The organism is Agathobacter ruminis (assembly GCF_002735305.1).
GTDB classification, from domain to species: domain Bacteria; phylum Bacillota; class Clostridia; order Lachnospirales; family Lachnospiraceae; genus Roseburia; species Roseburia ruminis.
Genome location: NZ_PDYG01000074.1, coordinates 35,126 through 57,953, shown reverse-complemented (window position 1 = coordinate 57,953; position 22,828 = coordinate 35,126). Strand labels below are relative to the sequence as shown.

General features: G+C 42.7%; 16 protein-coding genes. 2 read left to right on the top strand and 14 right to left on the bottom strand.

Annotation, left to right across the window (positions count from 1 at the left end; all coding sequences use genetic code 11):
- Positions 1 to 123 precede the first annotated feature (123 nt).
- The 4 genes from CSX02_RS09135 to CSX02_RS09120 all read right to left on the bottom strand — a co-directional run bounded on the left by CSX02_RS09135 (position 124) and on the right by CSX02_RS09120 (position 5,141).
- Complete coding sequence (locus CSX02_RS09135; RefSeq protein ID WP_099386525.1) at positions 124 to 1,608, bottom strand: glycoside hydrolase family 32 protein; 1,485 nt, start codon at positions 1,606 to 1,608, stop codon at positions 124 to 126.
- 37 nt (positions 1,609 to 1,645) lie between these two features.
- Complete coding sequence (locus tag CSX02_RS09130) at positions 1,646 to 3,280, bottom strand: type 2 periplasmic-binding domain-containing protein (protein WP_099386451.1); 1,635 nt, start codon at positions 3,278 to 3,280, stop codon at positions 1,646 to 1,648.
- 34 nt (positions 3,281 to 3,314) lie between these two features.
- Positions 3,315 to 4,145 carry a carbohydrate ABC transporter permease gene (locus CSX02_RS09125; protein WP_456297893.1) on the bottom strand — a complete coding sequence of 277 codons (831 nt, stop codon included), beginning with the start codon at positions 4,143 to 4,145 and terminating at the stop codon, positions 3,315 to 3,317.
- Between the two features lie 69 nt (positions 4,146 to 4,214).
- Complete coding sequence (locus CSX02_RS09120; RefSeq protein ID WP_034219327.1) at positions 4,215 to 5,141, bottom strand: ABC transporter permease; 927 nt, start codon at positions 5,139 to 5,141, stop codon at positions 4,215 to 4,217.
- Between the two features lie 189 nt (positions 5,142 to 5,330).
- Here CSX02_RS09120 and CSX02_RS09115 point away from each other — a divergent pair, with 189 nt between their 5' ends.
- Positions 5,331 to 6,386 (top strand): LacI family DNA-binding transcriptional regulator, encoded by a 1,056-nt coding sequence (locus CSX02_RS09115; protein ID WP_099386450.1) that lies wholly within the window; start codon positions 5,331 to 5,333, stop codon positions 6,384 to 6,386.
- A 189-nt stretch (positions 6,387 to 6,575) separates the two neighbouring features.
- Here the strand turns inward: CSX02_RS09115 and CSX02_RS09110 are convergent, their stop codons facing one another.
- Both CSX02_RS09110 and CSX02_RS09105 read right to left on the bottom strand, forming a co-directional pair.
- Positions 6,576 to 10,484, bottom strand: coding sequence for a hypothetical protein (locus tag CSX02_RS09110; RefSeq protein ID WP_099386449.1), 3,909 nt, complete (start codon positions 10,482 to 10,484; stop codon positions 6,576 to 6,578).
- A gap of 9 nt (positions 10,485 to 10,493) precedes the next feature.
- Complete coding sequence (locus CSX02_RS09105) at positions 10,494 to 11,987, bottom strand: glycoside hydrolase family protein (protein ID WP_242970455.1); 1,494 nt, start codon at positions 11,985 to 11,987, stop codon at positions 10,494 to 10,496.
- Positions 11,988 to 12,254: 267 nt separating this feature from the next.
- Here CSX02_RS09105 and CSX02_RS09100 point away from each other — a divergent pair, with 267 nt between their 5' ends.
- Positions 12,255 to 13,292 carry a LacI family DNA-binding transcriptional regulator gene (locus CSX02_RS09100; RefSeq protein ID WP_099386448.1) on the top strand — a complete coding sequence of 346 codons (1,038 nt, stop codon included), beginning with the start codon at positions 12,255 to 12,257 and terminating at the stop codon, positions 13,290 to 13,292.
- A 33-nt stretch (positions 13,293 to 13,325) separates the two neighbouring features.
- On the opposite strand, the gene CSX02_RS09095 is transcribed toward CSX02_RS09100, so the two are convergent.
- The 8 genes from CSX02_RS09095 to CSX02_RS09065 all read right to left on the bottom strand — a co-directional run bounded on the left by CSX02_RS09095 (position 13,326) and on the right by CSX02_RS09065 (position 22,823).
- The gene (locus tag CSX02_RS09095; RefSeq protein ID WP_099386447.1) at positions 13,326 to 15,125 is read right to left on the bottom strand and encodes a methyl-accepting chemotaxis protein; all 1,800 of its coding nucleotides are present in this window, start codon (positions 15,123 to 15,125) and stop codon (positions 13,326 to 13,328) included.
- 133 nt (positions 15,126 to 15,258) lie between these two features.
- Positions 15,259 to 17,592 (bottom strand): ABC transporter permease, encoded by a 2,334-nt coding sequence (locus CSX02_RS09090; protein ID WP_242970454.1) that lies wholly within the window; start codon positions 17,590 to 17,592, stop codon positions 15,259 to 15,261.
- A 12-nt stretch (positions 17,593 to 17,604) separates the two neighbouring features.
- Positions 17,605 to 18,312: an ABC transporter ATP-binding protein gene (locus tag CSX02_RS09085; protein WP_099386445.1), complete on the bottom strand. Its 708-nt coding sequence runs from the start codon at positions 18,310 to 18,312 to the stop codon at positions 17,605 to 17,607.
- 135 nt (positions 18,313 to 18,447) lie between these two features.
- On the bottom strand, positions 18,448 to 20,241 hold the full coding sequence (locus tag CSX02_RS09080) for a putative bifunctional diguanylate cyclase/phosphodiesterase (RefSeq protein ID WP_099386444.1): 1,794 nt from the start codon (positions 20,239 to 20,241) through the stop codon (positions 18,448 to 18,450).
- 22 nt (positions 20,242 to 20,263) lie between these two features.
- The gene (locus CSX02_RS09075; protein WP_099386443.1) at positions 20,264 to 20,839 is read right to left on the bottom strand and encodes a rhomboid family intramembrane serine protease; all 576 of its coding nucleotides are present in this window, start codon (positions 20,837 to 20,839) and stop codon (positions 20,264 to 20,266) included.
- Between the two features lie 20 nt (positions 20,840 to 20,859).
- Positions 20,860 to 21,411, bottom strand: a complete 552-nt coding sequence (locus CSX02_RS13935; protein ID WP_408607290.1) for a hypothetical protein — start codon at positions 21,409 to 21,411, stop codon at positions 20,860 to 20,862.
- Positions 21,408 to 21,683 (bottom strand): hypothetical protein, encoded by a 276-nt coding sequence (locus CSX02_RS13930; RefSeq protein WP_408607287.1) that lies wholly within the window; start codon positions 21,681 to 21,683, stop codon positions 21,408 to 21,410. Before CSX02_RS13930 ends, CSX02_RS13935 begins: the two co-directional genes overlap by 4 nt.
- 126 nt (positions 21,684 to 21,809) lie before the next feature.
- Positions 21,810 to 22,823, bottom strand: coding sequence for a virulence RhuM family protein (locus tag CSX02_RS09065; protein WP_099386442.1), 1,014 nt, complete (start codon positions 22,821 to 22,823; stop codon positions 21,810 to 21,812).
- Positions 22,824 to 22,828 lie beyond the last annotated feature (5 nt).

Genomic DNA, 22,828 nt, shown 5'->3' with positions numbered 1-22,828 from the left:
ATACCTCTCTTTCTCTGCCTCGGTTGCTTTTCTAGCAGAAATCAAACAATGGCTATCCCTAAATACCCCCTTTAAAATTATATTCGGAAATAGGTATTCTGTATATAAAAAAAGAAGCACTTTTTAGTGCTTCTTTATATGATGCAATTCTAAATCCATAGATACATCCTGATCTGCATACCACAGGATCTGCTGTGCATCGGGATCTGTATAAATTGCATTTGTCATCACGCATTCTCCGTCATTTGCAAATAGCTCGATACTGTTTCGATCCAGGAGAATCCGCAGTTTCAAATGCCCGTTATCTTCTTCCACAGTCATACCGCGTTCTGCGATAAAGTCCTTTTTCATTCCGCTGCGGGAGCGATTGACGGTAAGTTTTTTTGTCGCCCGGTCATAACAGATTGTGGTGCGATATCTTTCATTTGCTGCAACAGCTATGGAGAATTCTGTGCTTTCTTTCAGGTCGACATCGACAGACAGATCAATAACACGTCCTGATACGGAAGGCACTTCCTTCTCCCCGTCGGTACACGATAAAAGGAAGGATTTTAATGAAAATTTATCGTTGTAATAGTTTTGGATTTCGCGAACCGGCCATTGCAGAATCTTTTGTGGATTGGAAGGACTGATTGAAAGGGTTCTCGGGAATGTCATCATTCCACACCAGCGATACTCGTCAGGGGTCAATCGAGTATCCCAGTTTTGTAACCAGGCAATCATGATTCTTCGTCCATCCGGTGCGCAAACGGTTTGGGCCGCATAAAAGTCCATGCCCCAATCCAACATTTGCGCTTTATCGCGATGAAAACGGTGCGTTTTCTTATCATACTCTCCCACAAAATATAGAGTATGATTTCCGCTCGGGAATCCATTTTCATCACCCTGCATAAATTGTGGGGACACAATCAATGCATAATGCCCATCCAGAGGAAAGAAATCGGGGCATTCCCACATCTCACCGTATCTTCCGTCATTTTCATCCAGAATAGACACATATTCCCAACTAGTGATATCCGTCGCATGGAACAACGCAATCTGGCCAAATCCTTTTTCGTTTCTGCTTCCCACAACTGCCCAGTATCCATCTTCATCTTTCCAGATTCTCGGATCCCGGAAGTCGGACACATCACTTCCTTTTGGCAGTTTGTCCGCTGAAATCACAGGATTTTTTTCTGATTTGTGATATTCTGTTCCATCGCCTACGGCAATGCACTGACGCTGGCGCACGCAGTGATTGCCATTTTCATCTTCAAATTCCTTTACTCCCGTATACATCAGGATATGTTCCTGTTCGGATTCGACGGCAGATCCTGAAAAGCATCCGTCTTTGTCATAATCCATGTCAGGGGCCAGGGCGCATGGGAGCATTTCCCATGAAACAAAATCCTTCGTGGTATAATGTCCCCAATGCATCGGTCCCCAGAAAGTATTATATGGATGATACTGAAAGAACAAATGGCACATTCCCTGATACATAGAGAATCCGTTGGGGTCATTCATCCAGCCGATTGGCGGCACCATATGATATACAGGCTTTTTCGCAAGCGGGATCTCCCCGCTGTGCTTAGCCTCGTATTCCCTTGCATCTAATAATCGCTTTGTCATTTCGGTATTCATCAATACTACTTTCCTTTATCGTTTTTTATTTTTCTAATTTTGTGTAATAGCTGTCGAGGTTCTTCTGCATAATCTCAAGATAACTATCCAATCCGTAGCCCTTCAGAGCCTCAAGATATTCATCCCAGCCATCGTCTACATTTCCGTTCATAACGAATTCAGACTTCATTCTGTTTACATAGCTATCCAAATCAGTTGTGTAACGGCTGACTTCGTCAAGATCCTCCTGGCTCATGAAAATGTTTGGATAAACATAATCATTGTGCATATCTTTTTCGTATACATCCTTAATCCAATCCAGACGATACTGTGCATCCGGTGGGCAGGTGAAATACTTTCCGTAGTACACATCTAAAATTGCAAGCGGTCCGCCAACCATCTGTGCATTACGCACTTCGTTTGGTGAAGCACCGTTTAAGTCAGCATGCTTGAGCATTCCGTCTTCAGTCTTTTCAAAGATGTTTGCTGTGTCTGTTGCACCGTAGGTTCCCCAGTTGTTCTGAGCAGACTGCTGAGGCTCATACATTAAGTCAAGCCACATTGCAGCCAAATGAGTATCTCTGCATTTGCTGGTCAATACGCAACGACCTCTCTGTAATCCACTTGTATCACTGCGGCTTGCGCGTGGTGCATTCTTCTGTCCGTCCGGACCTGCCAATGCAGGAAGCGGAACATAGTCATCCAGAGATGGAACAATATTTGCTGCGTCCCAGGTAAAGCACAGACCATAGCGTCCTGCTTTTCCTTTTTCTACATAAGTAGCCCAATCCTGAGTATATGCTTCCGGATCAATCAGGCCTTCTTCTGCCAGCTGGTGCATCCATTTTAAGCCTTCTTTATATCCGTCCTGAGTTGCTGTATATACAACTTTCTTGTCGTTTGATACTGCAATATGATCAGGAACATCGCCGTATCCTTCGCCAAATGCGCCAAGGATGAAGCCCATATCTTCGTTTCCGCCGTTCATGATGAATGACATTGGAATGGTCTGTCCGTTTCCTGCCATATCATTTTCTTTGAATGCAAGCAATGCCTTCTCCAATTCCTCTGTTGTAGTAGGAACTTTGAGATTTAACTTATCCAGCCATGTCTTGTTGATAAATGGCATACCACCGATGGTCTGGATTGCTTCCTTTCCGGAGCCCAGCTGTTCAATCCATGGGAATGAATAGATGTGACCGTCCGGTGCTGTAATCATCTCGCGGTACTGTGGATTGTTATCCAAAACGGACTTGAGATTTGGCATATAATCCTCAATCAAATCCTCAACCGGAATGATAACTCCCTGCTTTGCATAGCGGAGCAAATCATAGTCTGACATATCTGCGTCAAACAATCCGTCCGGAAGACTCTTTGCATTGGAAAGTGCTAAGTTTTTCTTGTCTGCGAACTGATCTTTGACATAACATGTCCATTCGATTTTCACGTTTGTCTCATCCTGTAATCTCTGGAAAATCAGTCGCTCATTCGGTTCTTGTGTGCTTCCCGATTCGGCACTTGTGATAAATGACAGCGTTGCTGTCTCCTTTAACGGAAATGAATAATCAGAGATTTCTGATTTTGCTGTTCCCGCATTTGATCCCCCACAGCCACTCAATCCTGCAACCATGGATGCAGCGAGTACCATAGAAACTAGTCTTTTGATGTTTTTCTTCTTCATACCTTTCACCTTTCTTAAAAAATTTTTTATATATCTATCCCTTCACAGACCCCATCATAACTCCTTTTTCGAAGTACTTGTGGAAGAAAGGATACATAATCAACAGCGGTATACTCGACACAACAATGGTCGAATATTTCAGTAACTCGGCAAGCTTTGACATCTCTGCCATACTTGCAATATCTGCAATCATGCCCGGCTCCGGTGTGTTTTGAATCAGGATGGATCGCAATACCAACTGCAATGGCTGCATGTCGGCATTATTTAAATAGATCATCTGATCAAAGTAGGAATTCCACATTCCAACAAACTGATACAACGCCAGAACACAGATAATCGGCTTACAAACCGGAAGAAGAATTTTCACAAAGTGAACCAGCTCCGAAGCTCCGTCTACCGCAGATGCTTCTCTTAATTCCTCCGGAATCGACTGATAATAAGTACGGGCCAGAATCATATTCCATACATTAAAGGCATTCGGGATGATGATTGCCCAGATTGTATCAATCATATTCAAGTTGCTGATCAACAAATAGGTCGGTACCAAACCACCGCCAAAAAACATTGTGATTACGAAAAAAGTGTTAAAGATTTTCTTTCCCACCAAATCTCTTTTTGACATCGGATATGCCGCAAGAATCGTAACCAGTACCGAGATAAATGTAAATGAAACCGAATAGATGACTGAATTCTTAAATCCCACCCAGATCATTTTATTTTCGAACACGCGCTTGTATGCAGAGAGCGTCCAGTCCGACACTTTGAAACTGATTCCCTGGTTCCGAAGAATGGTCGGATCCATAAAGGATGCAATCAGCACATAGATAATCGGGACGATAATCGCAAGCACGAACAGTCCGAGCATCGCAAATCCACCTATGTAAAAAATTCGATCTGCAATTGATTTTTTTCTTATTTTATTGAACTTCATTTTTTAAATCCCCTGTCCATCATTCAACTTACTTACGACTTTATTGACTGCCAAAAGCAGGATGACATTGATTACGGAATTGAATAATCCGACTGCAGTCGAGAATCCGTAATCGCCATTGAGCAAACCAATCTTATATACATAGGTTGCGATAATTTCAGATGATGGAATATTCATATCTGTTTGTAATGCATAAGCCTTTTCGAATCCGATGCTCATGATGTTTCCGGCCTGCAGAATAAACTGAATCACGATGATGTTTCGAATTGCCGGCAAATCCACATGCCAGATTTGTTGAAATACATTTGCGCCGTCCATGATTGCAGCTTCCGTAAGCTCCTGGCTTGAGTTTGCCAAGGATGCTGTGTACAGTACAGATCCCCATCCTGCACCTTGCCAGATTCCGCTTGCAATGTAAATGGATCGGAACGCATCCGGATTTGACATAAAGTCTGTAGTCGTCCCCATCAGACCGTTTAGCGGGCCGACAGGAGAAAGGAAAATTTTAACCATACCGCAAAGTACGATGACCGAAATAAAATTCGGAAGATATATCAGCAGCTGAATCTTACGCTTGATGCCTTCTCTGCGAATTCGATTTAAAATCAATGCCAGAATAATCGGAACCGGGAATCCCCACGCCAGACCATAGGCACTCAGCTTTAAGGTATTCAACAGATATTTGACAAAATCAGGCGATGAAATGAATCGCTGAAAATATTTCAAACCAACCCATTGACTTCCCATGATTCCCTGGAAGGTGTTATAGTCTTTAAAAGCAATCAGCACACCACCCATTGGGATATATTTAAAAATAAATGTCAGCAATACGGCAGGCAGCAAGAAGATGACATAAAGTTGCCAATTCTTTTTTACATATTTCCATTTGCCCATTCTTCTACGCCCTTTGTTTACATTTGCACCATTCATGGCTATTCCTCCGCTTTCTTTGTAAACAAAATGTAACATTATTATGTGCATTTGTCAATTCTCTTATTCAATTTTACGCGTAATGCACAATATGATTAAGCCGTTTTTGTGCAATTCACTCACTAAAAGTTTACATTTGACACTTTTTGTAAAATCCGTTATGATATTGTCATAAGGAGACGCAAACATATGAGTAAGAAAAGAGTCACTGTACAGGATATTGCCGACGAACTCGGTTTATCCAGAAATACAGTTTCGAAGGCGATTAACGGAACCGGTTCTATCGCCGAAGATACTAAGCAAAAAATATTCCAAACTGCAGCACAACTGGGCTATAAGCAATTTGCAATGCCTGCTGCGATTGTTCCGGAGACAAAATCATCACCGATTTTGCCTCGCCACAAAGAAATATCATTATTTACACATACACTTTTGGGACAATCACATTTCGGTTCAAAACTTTTGGATTCATTCCAGCAGCGCATCGGAGAATACGGCTATATTCTGACTGTATATATGATACGCGATTATGAAATTCAAAATCTGTGCCTTCCAATCAACTTCAATCCGGAGCGTTCCGATGGCATTATGTGCCTGGAAGTTTTTTCAGAATCCTACAGTCAGTTTTTGAGTTCGCAGAAGATTCCGTTACTCTTTGTAGATACGGTTGTCAATCATATGGACTTAAATCTTCTCGCGGATTGTATTTATATGGAAAATCGCACCAGTAGCTATCGCATGCTCAAATCGCTGGTGCAAAATGGATGTAAACATATTTCTTTTGTCGGCGATCGTATGCATTGTCATTCTTTCTACGAAAGATGGAGCGCATACTGCCAAATCCATACGGACTACAATCTGCAGCTTGAAATGGATTGCTGCATTCTTGATGCGGATTCAGAGCTTTATTTTGATTTGGATTGGCTTACTGAAAAGTTAAAGGCCTTACCGCATATGCCGGAAGCCTTCTTCTGTGCAAATGATTCGCTTGCGATTGCAATTATGAAAGCGCTACGCCAATTAAACTATAAGATTCCTGACGATGTCATGGTATGCGGATTTGATAATTCCACAGAGGCAACCGTTGTGGAACCTCCTCTGACCACTGTACAGATTCCGAGTTCCTCCATGGGTTATATCGCGGCCGATACTTTGATTTCGCGCATTGACCATCCGGCAACTCCGTTCCGTACAACCTATATCAAAACCGATGTCATCTTCCGTGAATCCACGAAACAAAAATAGAAAAGACCTATCGACAGAAAAATCTGCTCGATAGGTCTTTTTTTGCTTTATTCAAGTCTCGCTCGCGAGACTTGGCGCGAGATTTGCGTCAGCGTAGCTGACATATTTCATATGCAAATCTCTGCGCATCCTCGCGGAGCGTTTATCTCAGTCGGAGATTGCAATCCCGACTGAGATAAATGATTTGATTTATAAAACCGGCGTAATCATAATTTCAATACTTCCGCCATCATAGGAATCATTTCCACAGGCATCAATTCCAAACATAATGATATCGCCCTCATGCACCTCATATACTTCATCAAAGGCACAGGTTCTGGTATCGGAATAATTGCCTTCCGCTCCCATCCACTTTTTCTCTACACCATTGATAAAGATACGCATACAGGTTCCGTTTGCATTCGGGTCAGCAGAGTTTGCTTTTTGTACAAACTGACCTTGTACCCGAACGGTTCCGTCCTTTGCAACCTTCCAACGGTATGCTCCTGCTTTTCCGTCTTTCGGTTCAACATAATCCTTCTTGAGACATGGATATCCATCCCCCGCATACTGCTGATTTGTTTCATCATAGGTAAGCAGTTCGAAGTTTGCACCATTCCACTCACAGGTTCCATAGCTCCAACCATTTAATCCCTGTGCACCAAAGTCATCTCTCAAAGTCGTCCGATTCTCACGCGGATTTTCCGGATCCTCACTTGGCACCGGATCCGGCTCAGGCTCCGGTTCAGGTTCCGGTTCCGGCTCAGGCAATGCTGTTCCTTCCGAGATTCTTACAGATAAGCAGCCGCCGTCTAAGGAATCATTGCCATCACAATCAATTGCAAACATGACAACATCACCCTTATGAACCTCATAATACTCATCAAATTCTACAGATTTCTCGGTAGCGAAATTGCCCTGTGTTCCCATCCACTTCTTCTCAACACCGTTGATGAAGATTCGCATACAGGTTCCGTTCGCTTCCGGATCTTGTGCATTCGCATACTTGGTATATTTGCCTTTCACACGAATCACACCGTTCTTGCCGACTGTCCAGCGATAAGCAGCATTTCTTCCGTTGCCCGGTTCCACATAATCTGCCTTTAATTCCGGTTTGCCATTGTTGTAATATCTGCCTTGCGCTTCGTCATACTCCAGCAATTCGAAGTTTGCGCCATCCCAGTCGCACATTCCGTAATTCCAACCGTTTTCGCCCTGTGCTCCGAAATCATCCTTTAGCACGGTTTCGTTGTTGCGGTCTTTTTTGTATGGTCGAATCTGAATTGCAAGACGACCGCCATCCCATGCTACATTTTCGTTTGCGCCAATCATAAAGGAGATTTTGTCTCCGGCTTTGACTTTTAATTTTGAGAAATTAATGGTATAAACCGTATCATTTCCTTCACCGACTTTACATCCCACTTTCTTATAAGAAAGTCTTTTTTGATTCAGGTAGATCGAAACATTGGTTCCATCCGGCCATGACACATTCGGATCATTATGTCCGAATTTCGTATAATCGCCATAGACATCGATATATCCGTCTTTTGCCACAACCCACTGATAAATCGCATCACTTCCCAAACGCGGTTGTACGAAGTCACTTTTCAGTTCAAGTCCGTCCTGCTTTCTGGACTTGTAGCCAAAGCCATCCTCCGTCTTCACGGTTAATACTTCCGCTTCCGCAAGACTTGCGCCCTCGAGATAGTACCAACCGTTTGAACCCTGATCTCCAAAGTCTTCTTTCAAACTGGCTATATTTTCTTCACTGTCGTTTTTTTCATCTGTTGTAATAACCTTTGCATCCTCAATGGTAAAACGATAGGTTCCGCCATCATAGGCAGTATTTTCGAGTCCGTCCACCATAAAGGTGATACAATCTCCCGGTTTCACCTTTACCTTTTTCACCGACAAGTCTTTGGAAACTTCTTTTTCGGTGTCAGGAGCAAAATATTCTGTGCGCAATACCTTGCTGTTTTTGAACAAGGTTACCTGCACGCCATCCGGCCAGGACGGATTTGCATCTTCATTTATCAGCTTGTTGTAGACCAGCCCCACATTGACTTCACCCTTTTGAGGTGCAACCCATTTCACAATGGCAGCGCGGCCTTTGTTACCCGGCATGATAAAATCTTTTTTAATCTCAATTCCGTCATTGGTGAAATATTTCTCGCCATTCTCACAGCGTTCCACATTTACCGCATAGAAAGGATCCTGATAATATCCATATTGATAATAAAATCCGTTTGTGCCCTGTTTTCCGAAATGATCCATCACGGAAGCATTGTTGTTTTTGGCTGTTGATTTCACATCATTTTCAGTTTCCCCAACCAGCGGGCTGATGGATTCAATCGCAAACTCATATTTGCCGCCGTCATATGCATTGTTCTCTTTGCCGTTTACAACCATGGTAATGTATCCGCCGGCTTTTACATCTACAGAATCCACATCGAGACGCTTCGTAATTTCCTCTTCCCGATTCGGTGCAAATTCCTCCTGATTGAGTAGCTGATTGTTATAATAAATCGAAACCCTTGTGCCATCCGGATAAGATGGATTGGAATCCTCGTTCAGCAGTTTTGTATAAGCCGCTTTGATTCGTACAGCTCCGTCCTGCGCCACCTTCCATTTAATGACTGCAGATTTGCCTTTTCCGGTATTTACAAAATCTCTTTTAATTTCCAGAAAGCTATCGTCCATATAGCGATCTTCTGCTGCATCATACCCTGTCATATTATAGCAGCCGAACGGATCATCACCCTTTCCTTCCTGATAAATCCATCCGTTATTTCCCTGCTCTCCGAAATCGTATTTTGTATCGGCAAAATTCTGTCTTGTTTCACTTGTCTCGTCCACATAGACATCCGATTCATCCGTAGAACCGTTTCGATCTGCAATTCGGATATCAAAGTTTCCGCCATCATAGGAAGCATTTTCATTTGCACAAACTACAAAATACAATCGGTCTGTCGGTTGTACCGAGATTCCTTTTTCGGAATAATATACATCAACATTTCCGCTGTCCAACGGATTGACCTGTTTCGAATATAATTTTTCATCATTGCGATATACTTCCACCGTCACGCCGTCCGGATACTTTGGATTTCCGTCATGCTGCTCAAATTTGGTATATTTCATATCCAAATCAATGGTGCCTGCTACCGCCGGTGTCCAGCTATAGATTGCATTATGGTTCAGCGACGGATGCACAAAGAACTGACTGAAGGTCAGATTCGGCGATGTCTCATTCATGTATGTGTCATTTGCAAAATCCGATACGAATTTGGCATGTTCCACATCTTCTCCATAGAGATAACACCAGCCGTTTTTCCCCTGCTCCCCAAAGTCATCAATGATTGAAGCATTATTATTACTACGGCTCTCTACCTGCTCGATATCCGTTCCCACATGATCCTTGTCGTGAATCGACACATACAACGAACCTCCATCGTATGCATTATTGCTCATCGGATCCACTACAAAGTACAGACTTTCATGTGTTTTCACATCCAAATCCTTCAGGGATGTTTCCAAAAGATTATCCTTCTCGGTGCTTACTTCAACCTGCTTTACAAAGAGCATCTCCTCGCCTTTGTAGACCGCAATCTTGACACCGTCCGGGAATGATGGATTCTTGTCCCCGTTGACATTCTTCACATATGTGAGATTGACATTGACAACACCGTCTTCTGCAGCTCGCCACTCTAAAATTGGCGCTGTCTGGTCTGCCGTATGGCAAAAATCCTTTTTCATCTCCAAACCGGTTGCGCCGATTACGAAATATTTTTCTCCGTCAAAGGATTCCATCCGGTGCGAGCGCTGCGGATGATCCGCATCTCCGTACCGATAAAACCAGCCATTGCTGCCCTGCTCCCCAAAGTCCGCTACATTAAACGCGTTATTGGTTCTTCCGGGCACATCTTTGAAATCCGGTTCTTCGTAATCATCGCCCGCAAACGAAGTCGGCCATGTGGCTGCAAAAGTCTTATCTGCCGTAACCAGTTCCTGTACGCTCGGATGCCCCAGCAGTACAACCGCAACTGCAGATGCTGTGACAATCGCCACAGAACCGGCAGCGATTGATTTTGCCTTCACAGACAATTTCTTAAACTTACGCATTTCCCCCTCCTATTTACTAAGTGAAACATTTTGGAACGATACCGGAGACTCAATGCTGAAAAATCCCCAGTCTGTTCCCTGTGACATATACATACGCGCTGTCAGCGCGACTGTATCATTGACATACATCACTGCGACCCCATCAGAAATCACCAGCGAAACATGAATGGCTTCACAATCCCCAAAGTCAAAATCTACCGTTGTCTGCGGATCCTGCGCATATAATTGGTTGGTATTATAAAATTTGATTTCTCCATGTTTCACATCAAAAACCAAATTCAAATTGCCGACCTGCTCCTCATCCGGATTAAATGCGAATCCAAACAATCCGTCTTTGTTGTAATCAGCAATATCCGCTTCAATCAAATAACTTCCTTCGAGCAACTGCATGCGCACCATCTCGTATTCTTTTCCCGAGAAGCGATAGGAGCTGTCCTTCCGCTCTATCGATTCCGTGTATTGCTGTGGATTGTTATCCAACGGGTGATTCAGCTCTTTGGCGATGGATGAATTGAGCACAACATGAAGGCTTTTATCTGCCTCCTGTACCAGCTCATGCGCCACCATATTGCCACCCCATTCGTAATCACCTCCATCCAGGTGATCCACCTTCGTACCGTTCCAACCTACCAAAAACAATCTGTTTCCATCTGTTTCCAGGCGGCCGGCATAAAAGCCATTTCCGTCAAAGCTATCTTTTTCCGGTTTTTCGAACCCTTTTGTCAGGTCATCTGTTTTTCGATAATGAACCACTCGATTCGGCCACTGATCTGAAAATGTCAAATACCACTCTCCCTGATACTTCAGAAGCGTCGGACATTCCAGATTGGAATCCGATCCCATATCATTTTTGAAGAAAACACCACCGTCAGTCCATGTCTTCAGGTCCTTCGATACATATTTTGCAATAACTCCCATATTGTCTTTTCTGGTGGTAATGAGCATCCAGTATTCATCCTCATCCTCCATATACAAAACATACGGATCTCTGAAGTCATCGGTGGAATATGTCCCGTCCGAGATAAAGGTATCATCCGGCTGTTTCTCCCAGTGTTTCAAATCTGTACTGGTTGCGTGCATAATGGCTTCCTTCGGAGAACGAATGTCATTATGACCGGTATAAAATGCATGATATACATTACTCTTGTCTTTGATCACACTACCGGTTCCCAGTGCATTGTCCTGCGTATCCGCAGATTCGCCGTAGGGAATGACTTCTCCGAAAAACTCATATGAAGTGAAGTCCTCCGTATCCATCAGTGCCCACGGATGATAACCCACTTTGCCATCTCTCATATCTGCCAGATAAAAGATGTGATAGGTTCCACCATCAAAATATGGCATGGTATCGCCGACAAATGACTCAGCCGCCATCGGATACAATGTATGATCCTGTGCCTCCTCCTTCACTGGTGCATTTGCACCATTCTTCCCGCATCCAAACGCTGAGACAAGCATAGCCCCAACTAATGCTATCCCCAGTATTTTTCGTCCTTTTCGCATACTTCCTCCTTGTTTTTCCGCGTTTTTGCGCTAACTTCTTGATAAATATTAGTTTACTACCGCACCATTTTTGCGTCAATATTTTTGCTACATTTGCACCATTTTTGTGAAAATATAGTAGTAAACACTGTGCATTTTTGTGCATATACTGAAAAAAAAGGGGGATTTCATGTGGAATTCACTCCAAAAATGGTGCAATTGACACATTCAGATAAATAAGGTATCCTAAAGAGCATAAAAAGAATTTAAGAAACGGAGAACAGGTCCATGAGCCATCGTGTCACCCTTCAACAAATCGCAAAAGAGCTGGGGTTGTCCCGGAACACAGTCTCCCGCGCACTCAATAATTCGCAGAATGTTTCAGCCGAAACACGTGCGCTGATTTATGAGAAGGCGCAGGAAATGGGATACAAACAGTTTATTGAACCGACGATTGACAATTCTTCGCAATCCAATTTCGAAATTGCGCTTTTCACGCAATCCTTCCCGGGCAGTTCACATTCCGGCTCAAAATTGCTTGAAGCATTTCAGCATAAAATCAATCAAATGGGATACAAATTCTCGATTAATATCATTCGAGATCAGGAGATCCGGCAGCTCAGCTTCCCGGCCAACTTTAACAAAAGCCATGTAGCCGGCATTCTTTGCCTGGAAATGTTTTCTGTTGACTATTGTCAGTTCCTGTGTCGCAGTGAAATTCCAATGTTGTTTGTGGACACACCTGCGATTTCAAAAGCGATTTTGCCGGACTCTGACAAACTGTATATGGAAAACTTTGTCAGCACCCATCGTCTGATTTCCTCACTGATTCAGTCCGGATGCCGACATATTTCTTTTGTTGGAGACCGATATCACTGCCAATCCTTTTACGAACGTTGGCAGGCATATCAGCTGGCATTGACCGACGCAGGAATCCCGATCGATTTATCGCTTTGCATTCTTGCCGATGACACCAGTCCCTACAGTGATCCGAACTGGCTTTGCGAGCAGATTGCCAATCTTCCGGTTCTGCCGGATGCTTTTTTCTGTGCGAACGATTTCCTTTCGCTTTCCTGCTACAAAGCCTTGCGTTTTCTTGGTAAAAAGGTTCCGGACGATACCATGTTGTGCGGATTCGATGATGCTCCGGAAGCATCGCTCCTTGATCCGGGGCTGACCACCGTCCACATTCACAACCAATCCATGGGAATTTTGGCAGCCGAGCTGCTTCTGTCACGCATCAAAAATCCCGCTATCCCTTATCGAACCAGTTACGTCGACAGCGAGATCATATATCGTGGTTCCACAAAAAAAGTCCTGCGCTAATGCGCAGGACTTTTTGTACATCCTTCAAATCAATCACAAATCAAATTGAGCAACAACCGCCTGAAGTTCCTGGGCATTTTCGGCCAAACGATCCGAAGCCTCCGCAACTTCGTTGGAGGATGCCGTCTGTTCCTGCGAAGCAGCAGAAACACTCTGGGTCTCATCCGCAACACTGATGCTCATGCTTTCAATTTTTTGAATATTATCCGCAATGGTATCCGTGCCGACAGACAGATGATCCACAATCTGACTCATGCGGGCGGATTGTTCTGAAATCGAATATACCATCTCAACAATATTTCCAAATGTCGCGCCGGCTTCATTTACCGTCTCTGTTCCTTCTACCACAGACTGAGCACCGATCCGCATTGCGTCAACTGCCTCCTCGGATTTTTTCATAATATCCGAGATGAGCGCGGTAATATTGAGCGCTGCCTGATTCGACTCATCCGCAAGCTTGCTGATTTCTGTTGCAACAACTGCAAATCCTTTTCCCATCTGACCTGCCCTTGCAGCTTCTATCGAAGCATTTAATGACAGTAAATTCGTCTGTGTTGCAATCTCCGAAATGGTATCTACAAAATTCTCGATATTCTTAAGCTGTTCACCCAGATTTTCCACTTCTTGTGCGGAATTCTCTACAGACGCTTTAATCGACTGCATCATATTCGTCGCATTGGTCATATCTTCCGCACCCTTTGTGGCCGCCTCATTGGTGCTTCCGATCATCTCGGTCGTGCGATTGATTGCCTCTTTAAATTCACTCATATTGCTGACGAACTGTTTGGTTTCGTCACTCGCATATTCCACCGCTTCGATCTGTGTATTGCATGAGCCGGCGACTGATGTGCAGGAAACCGCAACCATTTCACTGGCTTCCGCAGACTGGGATGCACTTGCCGTCAGTTCTTCCGACGCCGATGCCACATAGGATGTTGTATCACTGATTTTGAGCATCAGATTTCTGATATTTCTATGCATCAGTTCCATCGCAGAAGCAATCTGACCAATTTCATTGTTCTCGCGCTTCAGTCTGACCACCTTTTGCATGTCCTCATTTTCCGTAAAATCGCTGTTGGACATACGAGTCATCTGTCCGGTAACCAGAATGATCGGCTTTGTGATGCGCTTGCCCATATAAATGGAAATGGCCACGCCAATCACAATCAAAACTACCACAACAACAACTGACCGGATAATGCTTTGGGTCAATGCCGCCTGTGTTTCCTTCTCATGTGCTTCTACGAGTGTATCGATATAATCAACCCATACACCGGTTCCCATAACCCAGTCGAACGGTTCATAATAAGCCGTATAATTAATCTTCGGCAAAGGTTCCGTCTCATTTGGTTTCGCAAACATCAAATTGGTATATCCGCCACCGGACTGCATGCCGTTTTTGATCATTTCCTGAATGAAATATGTGCCGTTCGGATCAACCGAATCCCATCTGGACTGACCTTCTGTATCCCGTCCCAGCAGAACCACATTGATTCCTTCAGAGGTATCTACCCAAAAATAACCGTCGCCGTCATTGTAACGCAGCTCGCGGATGATGTCCGCCGCAGCCTTCTTTGCCTCATCAAGTGTCATTGTCCCCGCTTCATATCCTGCATTCATACTTGCGCAAATACTCATCGCTTCCTGCGTTTCATTTTTCAGCTCCGCCTTGATATCCTCCAGCAAACGCTCTTTATATTCCTCCGATTGCGTTTTATTGTTGCTTACGGTGCTGACTACTGAAAATGTTTCAATTAACAACGCGGTTACCAAAACTGCCAAAAAAATGGATCCGACGATAACCGTCATTAACGAGCCCTTTTTCCTAGTCATAATACATTCTCCTTCTAAAATGATGTTTGCCTACAGTATGAATAGATTTTACACCTTTTAGTTCAGAAAATAAATATTATTCTTACTTTTTATCAGACTTCTGTACTATTTTTGTGCATTTTTTCTGATTTTTCTAGTCCATTGTTTTCAATGCGACATCCATAGGAATCTTTCGAATTCGGCCCAAATCAATGACCGACACAAACACATAACCAACTAACAGGTATCCGACTGCAAGAATCATCGATTCCGGTTTCATATAAAACACAAAATATCCATCCATCTGCAGCATGAAAATGTGAAAAATCCAGACCATCAAAACATATCCAACCGCAAACCCGATCAATGTGGCAACGATTACGGCAATTGTTGTCGGTATCATATACAGGGATACAATTTCTCTGTTTTCAAATCCCAAAATCTTAATCATAGAAATCGAATGTTCATTTTTTTCGATGATTATTTTGGTCAGCAGATAAATCAATGCGGCTGTCATAACAATCAGCGCATACCGAAATACATTCATCAATCCTCCCATAGAATGATTCAGCTGATTGGTCACTTTCAAAATATCCTCTTGGGTAATAACCGTCGCTATATACTGGTTGTTGATATCCGTTATTTCCCTACGCGAAAAGAATCCGTCAAATGCGTTCGCATCCTGACCAAACAGATTACGATACGCATCCTGAGGCATAAAAACAGCAATTCCGCCATCATAATTCACGCGGCCCACCACTTTAAAATGATATGTTTTGTTCTCATATTCCGCATGCAGCGTAATCTCATCTCCGTCCTTCAATCGAAATTTGTCCGCAAATGCACTAGAGAGACAAACTTCGCCTTTTTTCAGCTGCACATCTGTCCTGATATATGCGCTGTCGTCTGCAATTCCATATACTGTCACAGCTTCATCTCCACCGCTTCCCATTCCGGTTCGGAATCCGCCTTGTTTTTTTTCATATAACAGAGTCGTCGCACTGAACGCTTCCGCAGTCGCTTCCTTCGTATCAATCGTCTGGCCGGCAGCGTCCCTGTAATCCATCAACATATATTGATATGGCGCGAACATCATATCCGGCGCTTTGGTCGAATAATTGTTTAACGAATCCGGCAGACCAAAGGCAAAGCACATCATCAGCTCGATAAAAATGACCCCGAATATCAAAATGACATAATTGGGAAGATTCTGAAACAGATTGCGCAGTCGGAACCGTCTCAAAAAAGTCCACCTCGGTAAACGTCTTGCCTTGGTACGTTTCACCTTGTTCAAGTCATGGCGAAGGAACCGCAATGGGCTCAACTGCATCTTACGCACAATCACAAGCAGATTGATGACAAACATCAAAACAAGAGGGATCACCGTCGTCTTAATCAAAGCTGTATTGCTCCAGACCAGATGGCATGTCGGCAGGCTGTAACTATTGTAATACAGGTTCACAGCCACGTTTCGAAATGCTGTATATCCCAAAATATTGCCAATCAAAGCGCCTATCAGTGTCACAATAATCGGCATCGACATATAATGCATAATCATTTCACGTTTGCTGTATCCTGACGCGCGCAGGGTTCCGATTACCGATGCCTCTTTTTCAATTGTATTACTGATGGTAATTGCAAAAATAAATGCAATGACTCCAATCAAGATATAACACAGGATTCCCGTCATGGTAGAATCCCCTTCAATATCAGACGGCGCAAAGTTGCTCGCCTGTCGCAGATACTCCGGCAGATAATCCTCAATTCCGTTTCCCGCAGCATAGACCACGCCAGCCAGGTGTTTCAGGAAATCTTCCGCCATATCCGCCTCTTCTATCTTGTCTGACGGTTCGTTTTCATATTGATAGGCATAATTGTAATGCATACGCGCGTCAAGTGATTCAAATGCTTCAGGCGTAACCATTGCAACATCAAATCCAAACGCGTCAAACATCAAATCATTGTTGGATTCATGAAGTGTCAGGTAATTCACATAAGACAGCAATCCAACAATTTCAAAGGTATGGTTTCCTACTTTGATTTCATCTCCAATCGATAATCCGACATTGTCCGCATGCATTCTGTCAATTGCGATTTCATCGACATTCTCCGGAGCACGTCCACTGAGGAACGATGCCTGATTGACTTTTGCATCGCTTCGGAACACGCGCACTGTCGTTTCATGCGCATGATCCTGTTCTTTTGTCTCCGACTCATCACGATAGAACTGCTCATAAATCCGGTCGACATATTTTTCCCCAATCTGCTCAAGCAATTCCGGTGTGGCTTTTTTTGACAGTTCAAAACTTCCGTCTTCGAGGTTCAATTCTTTTTTCCCCGAATCAATTGCCTCAAGCATACTCTCGCGGCCTACATACATTCCTGAGATTACGCCAATCATCATCACCAAAAAAACAATGATAACAATATATTTTCGCCAGTCTGTTTTCAACTCCTTCGGGATTCGTTTGATCAGTGGATTTCTCATAACCATTCCCCCTTACCAGTCCAGCTCATACGCTGAGATTTTTTGCGTATTTACATCATTGTGCCGAACCACACCATCGCGCAGTTTGATTACATGGTCCGCCATCGCCTTAATTGCTTCATTGTGCGTCACCATGATGATGGTGTTGTTATATTTGTGGTTACAATCCTCTATCAATGCCAATATTTCTTTGGATGTCTTGTAATCAAGCGCGCCTGTCGGTTCATCGCACATAAGAATGTCAGGATTTTTTACCACTGCGCGTCCGATAGAAACTCTCTGTTGTTGTCCCCCGGACAATTGACTCGGATATTTGTACTTATGATCCTGCAGTCCCAATGTCGATATTACTTCTTCCACATCCAGTGGATTGTCTGAAAGATATGCACCCACCTCAATATTTTCTTTGACATTGAGATTCGGAATCAGATTATATTGCTGAAATACATATCCCAAATGTTTCCTTCTGTACAATGTCAGCTGTTTTTCATTCATCTCCTCAAGCTTATCCCCTGCAATACTCACAAAACCTTCGTCCGGAGTCTCAATGCCTCCAATAATATTCAGGAGTGTCGACTTGCCGGATCCCGATGGCCCGAGCAACACACAGAATTCACCTCTTTTCACCGAAAAATTCATCCCCCGCAAAACTTCCTGTCTCGCTTCTCCCGATCCAAAGCTCTTTTTCAAATTTGCAATTTCCAAGAATTCCATTGCCATCACTATCCTCCTTTGTTCTTACTACAAGACAAATCATACCACTTTTAGTTAGTTATGGCTAACCTTTTCTTAAAAAAAATTTTATCCCATGCAAAAAGCCCCCAACAGCTTTTGTTGGGGGCATCTTAATTCGTTTTACAGATATGTTTCCTCATATTCAGCAATCGGAATCGGTTTGCTGTAGTAGTATCCCTGGATAATCTCACAGCCAAGGTCGCGAAGCCTGTCAATCTGTACACGGCTTTCCGCTCCTTCTGCAAGGCAGACAAATCCCAGTTCTTTTGCGAGATTGATGATATGTCGCAAAAGGATAATATCTTCATTGCGTTTTGCATCGCCGGCAATCTTGTCAACGAAACTCTTGTCTATTTTCAAAGTATCAATCGGCATCTGTGTCAACAGCGACAGCGAAGAATAGCCAGTCCCGAAATCGTCCATGGATATTTTAAATCCGCGTTCCCGCAGTTTTTTCAGTACGAACAGCATGCGTTCCATATTGTCGTAGGAAGCGCTTTCGGTAAGTTCGAAATCAATCAGTTGATGATCCACGCCGTAGGAATCAACAACATCGGTAAGTTTATCAATCAGATTTTCATCATTCATACGCATACGGGACAGATTCACGGAAACAGGATAAAGAGGTTTTCCCTCCCTTTTCCAGCGGCACATGGTCTCACAGATTTTTTTCAGAACAAGATCATCGATTTTGTCAATCGTGGCATCTTGTTCAAAATACGGAATGAATCTGTATGGCGGCAACAATTCCTTGTTTTTGTAATTCCAGCGAACGAGCGCTTCGGCCCCCTTGATTTTTTCCGTCCCGATATCAAATTTAGGCTGAAGATACACGACGAATTCATCCTGCTCAATCGCTGTTTCCACATAGGCTTTTATGAAATTACGCCACGAAAGGTCGTCATGCATTTTATCTGTGTAAAATACAATCTCTGTCCCTTTTTTGTCTGTACAAAGCGCCTGTGCCATCTTCGCCGCATCCGCAACCCGGTTTCCCAAAAGCATAGCTCGTCGCATGGGAACCACTCCGCATTTAAAATAAATTTTATAGCACAGATCTTCTTCCAACACAGAATTGCGCTCAAACAACTCCTGTAGTTTCTGCTTCAGTTCCTGCTCCGGCATATCCCGAAGGAGCATCGCAAAATTATCATTATGACACCGTGCGCTCGCATAGACAAAATCCGATTCCTTCATCGCTTTTACGATGTTGCTCAAAACCTTATTGGCAGCAATATGTCCATACGCTTCATTGATCACGCGGAACTGTTTGATATCAAAGTGCGCAAAGGCATAATCATTAATTTTTCTGTCTCCCGGAACCTCCAAAAAAGCTTCCAGATGATTCCAGTTGTAATTGCCTGTGATGTGATCCGTAAATGCAAGCTTGTATAATTCTTCTTTTTGGAACCAATCATACTCATCCTTCATCACATGAATTGCCCTGTCATTGTAAAGTTTCCATTTATGCAGGATTCTGAATTTACTATAATCATGAAAAACAGCGATTATTTCAGGGGCATCTTCCATACTTAAATCGCTGTAAGGCCTATGCGCATCATCCTCGCCGGCAATCTCTTCAAATATATTTCTGACAAATGGAAGATTGATTTCTGTATCATCGTCAATTTCGATGGAATAAAAAAATGATTCCTCCAGCTCAAGCGATTTCAATTCGGTTGGATAGTCAACGCGCGGATCATTGCATCGAAATTCAATACCTATCACCTCTTTCTGCAGGTGACGAACATAAAACACCCCGGGATAGTCATACACGCCAAAGCAGTCCGCATATTTTTCTACCGCCGGTGGAATCATCCCCTTATAAAAAGACTGTATATCTTCCCCGGAAGCCTCTATATAATAGAGCATTCGCTTCGGCTTATACAGCTGGTTTAATCTGTTAATGATCATTTTTTACACTCCCTCTCCCAATTTATTCTCTTCGCATAGTGATCCTCATGAGTGGCACTCCAAGAGCGATACCAACCACAAAAGAAATACCATGCGTCACCATGCAGGATACATCAAACAACTTCAAATCTCCATTCATTATATTTCCCAAAATCACATACCCAATCATCCAGTTTCCATACCAGGTTCCCAATCGAAACGGTTCAATTCCCGGATTTAGGAATTGCATTGTCAAAATCAAACCAATAATGGCAAATATACAAACTGAACCACCAAATATGTATTCTGATTCGTTATAAATGAATGCAATGACAAGATTCGTTATCGTTGCGCATAAAACGCTATAAATCAACAAAACAGCCCCATTTATTTTATGATTCAGATAGATCGTAATAAAATATATCGCCAGACAATTTGCAAGTAGGTGAACTATGTTTGTGTGCAAAAAAGATGCTGTAAAATAACGATAAATTGCTCCCCGCTCCACACTAATCCCCTTAGCAAACAGCCATTGACCGATATTGAATAATTGATCAAGAATATATACTGCTATCCAAATTCCAATCATTGCATAAATAGATACAATACTATTTTTCATACCTCGTGATATCCTTCAATTTAAGTCGATAAACAATAAATTAGTATGGCCTGCTGAACTCTTAAAAGATTCTTTTTGAATTCATATCCCACAAAATAATCTGAATTGATTACATCCTCTGTAACCTCTTCACCTTTATAAAATGGTGGACACGGATTCAAAATAGCGTTTTCATTAGCTATACTCATCAACTCTTTCGAGATCTGATAATCTTTAAAATCCTCTATCATACTTGAAGGAATAGAATCTGTGCATATTATATCTGTTCCGACAATAGCCTCCTTCAAATTCTCATTACAAGAAACTCCAGGGACTTGATATCTGGACGGGCTACTCTGATTCAAACGAAAGCCAAATGCTTCTGCCGCCTCTTTCCAGGCTCTCCCTATATTTCCATCTGCACCAACAAACAGATAGTTATCTCTTAAATAGTCAGTTCTTATTTTGGAAAGAGTGTATAAATCTGACATAATTTCACATGGATGGTTTTCATCTGTCATAGCATTTACGACAGGTATACTCAGCGTATTAGCCATTATTTCAAGCATTGAAATGTCCCTGTGCCTTACTATAACAGCATCAGCCCAGTTTTGGATATATCCGCATACATCCCTGATATCTTCTTTTTATCAAGCGTTGCCGGATCAAATAATATGGTTTGCCCTCCAAGAAGATATACCCCTTTTTCAAAAGATACCCTAGTTCTTATGCTAGATGCAGGAAAGAACATAACGATAGTTTTTCCCTGCATAAAACCATTATACTTCTCAATGGTATCAGCAATTTGGAAAATCTTCAGAAGCTCACTTTTTGTGTAATCGGTAAGTCGTATAAATGATTTCATACTTCAAAAACTGCCTCCAATGATATTTGATATACTCCACGTTCTTTTGAAACATTAACAAGCGTATCTAAGGTTTTATAAGCAAACCCTTGTCGTCCGCCACATTTACGTTTTGAGTAGTCCTATTTAACTTTCCTCTTGGATCATTTTCTTTACCGCCTTATCAAAATCTGATTCAATAGGCTGGGTCTTGTTAAATATCTCATATTCAGCATTGGCCTTATCCATTGCCTGCTTATGAGATATTCTTCCGTTATCCTTAAGAATCTTGTACTGACGGAATTCAAGAAAAGCATTTACGCTCTTTTCAAACTCTTCCATCGTGAATACATTCTCACGCTCAATCAAATCCTCGATATAATCAAAATATCCAGTGACAGCACGTTCCAATTGACGAATCTGCTTTGCTTCCAAATAGTTCTTTGCAACTGAAACATCTGATTTCAGTATTCTGCCATCCGGAGCATTCTTCCAGGTTGTAAGTCCCATATGTTTTTTCTCATGATCTGCTGAATCATATACTATCTCTGCAGCAGTATGATTTGTGATTGCATAATGAAACTTGTTCTGTATCGTTGCATAAAAATGATAAGCCACTTCGGAATCTTTTGTGTAATCAATGCTACACTCAGCAAAAATATCTGTAATCTGCTGCCAGATACGCCGTTCGCTGGCTCGGATTGAACGAACACGCTCCAACAACTCGCGGAAGTAATCTTTTCCGAAAGCAGTTTTCCCTTGCTTCAGACGGTCGTCATCCAGAACAAAACCTTTTGTCATATATTCTTTAAGAACTGTAGTCGCCCAGATGCGAAATTTTGTTGCTTTAATTGAATTTACACGATATCCAACAGAAATAATTGCGTCCAGATTATAGAAAACCGGCGTTCTCTTTACATCTCTGTTTCCTTCTCTTTGAACTATTTCCATTTTGGAAATAGTTGCCTCCTTCACCAATTCACCTTCATCGTATATATTCGAAAGGTGCTTCGATATGTCAGGCACTTTGACACCAAAAAGCTCTGCCATCGCCTTCTGTGTTATCCAAATACTCTCGTCTTTAATGTATGCATCAACAGAAACATCTCCTTCATCGGAATGATAGAGAACCATTTCCATCTGCTTATCAAAATCTCTCATAGAAG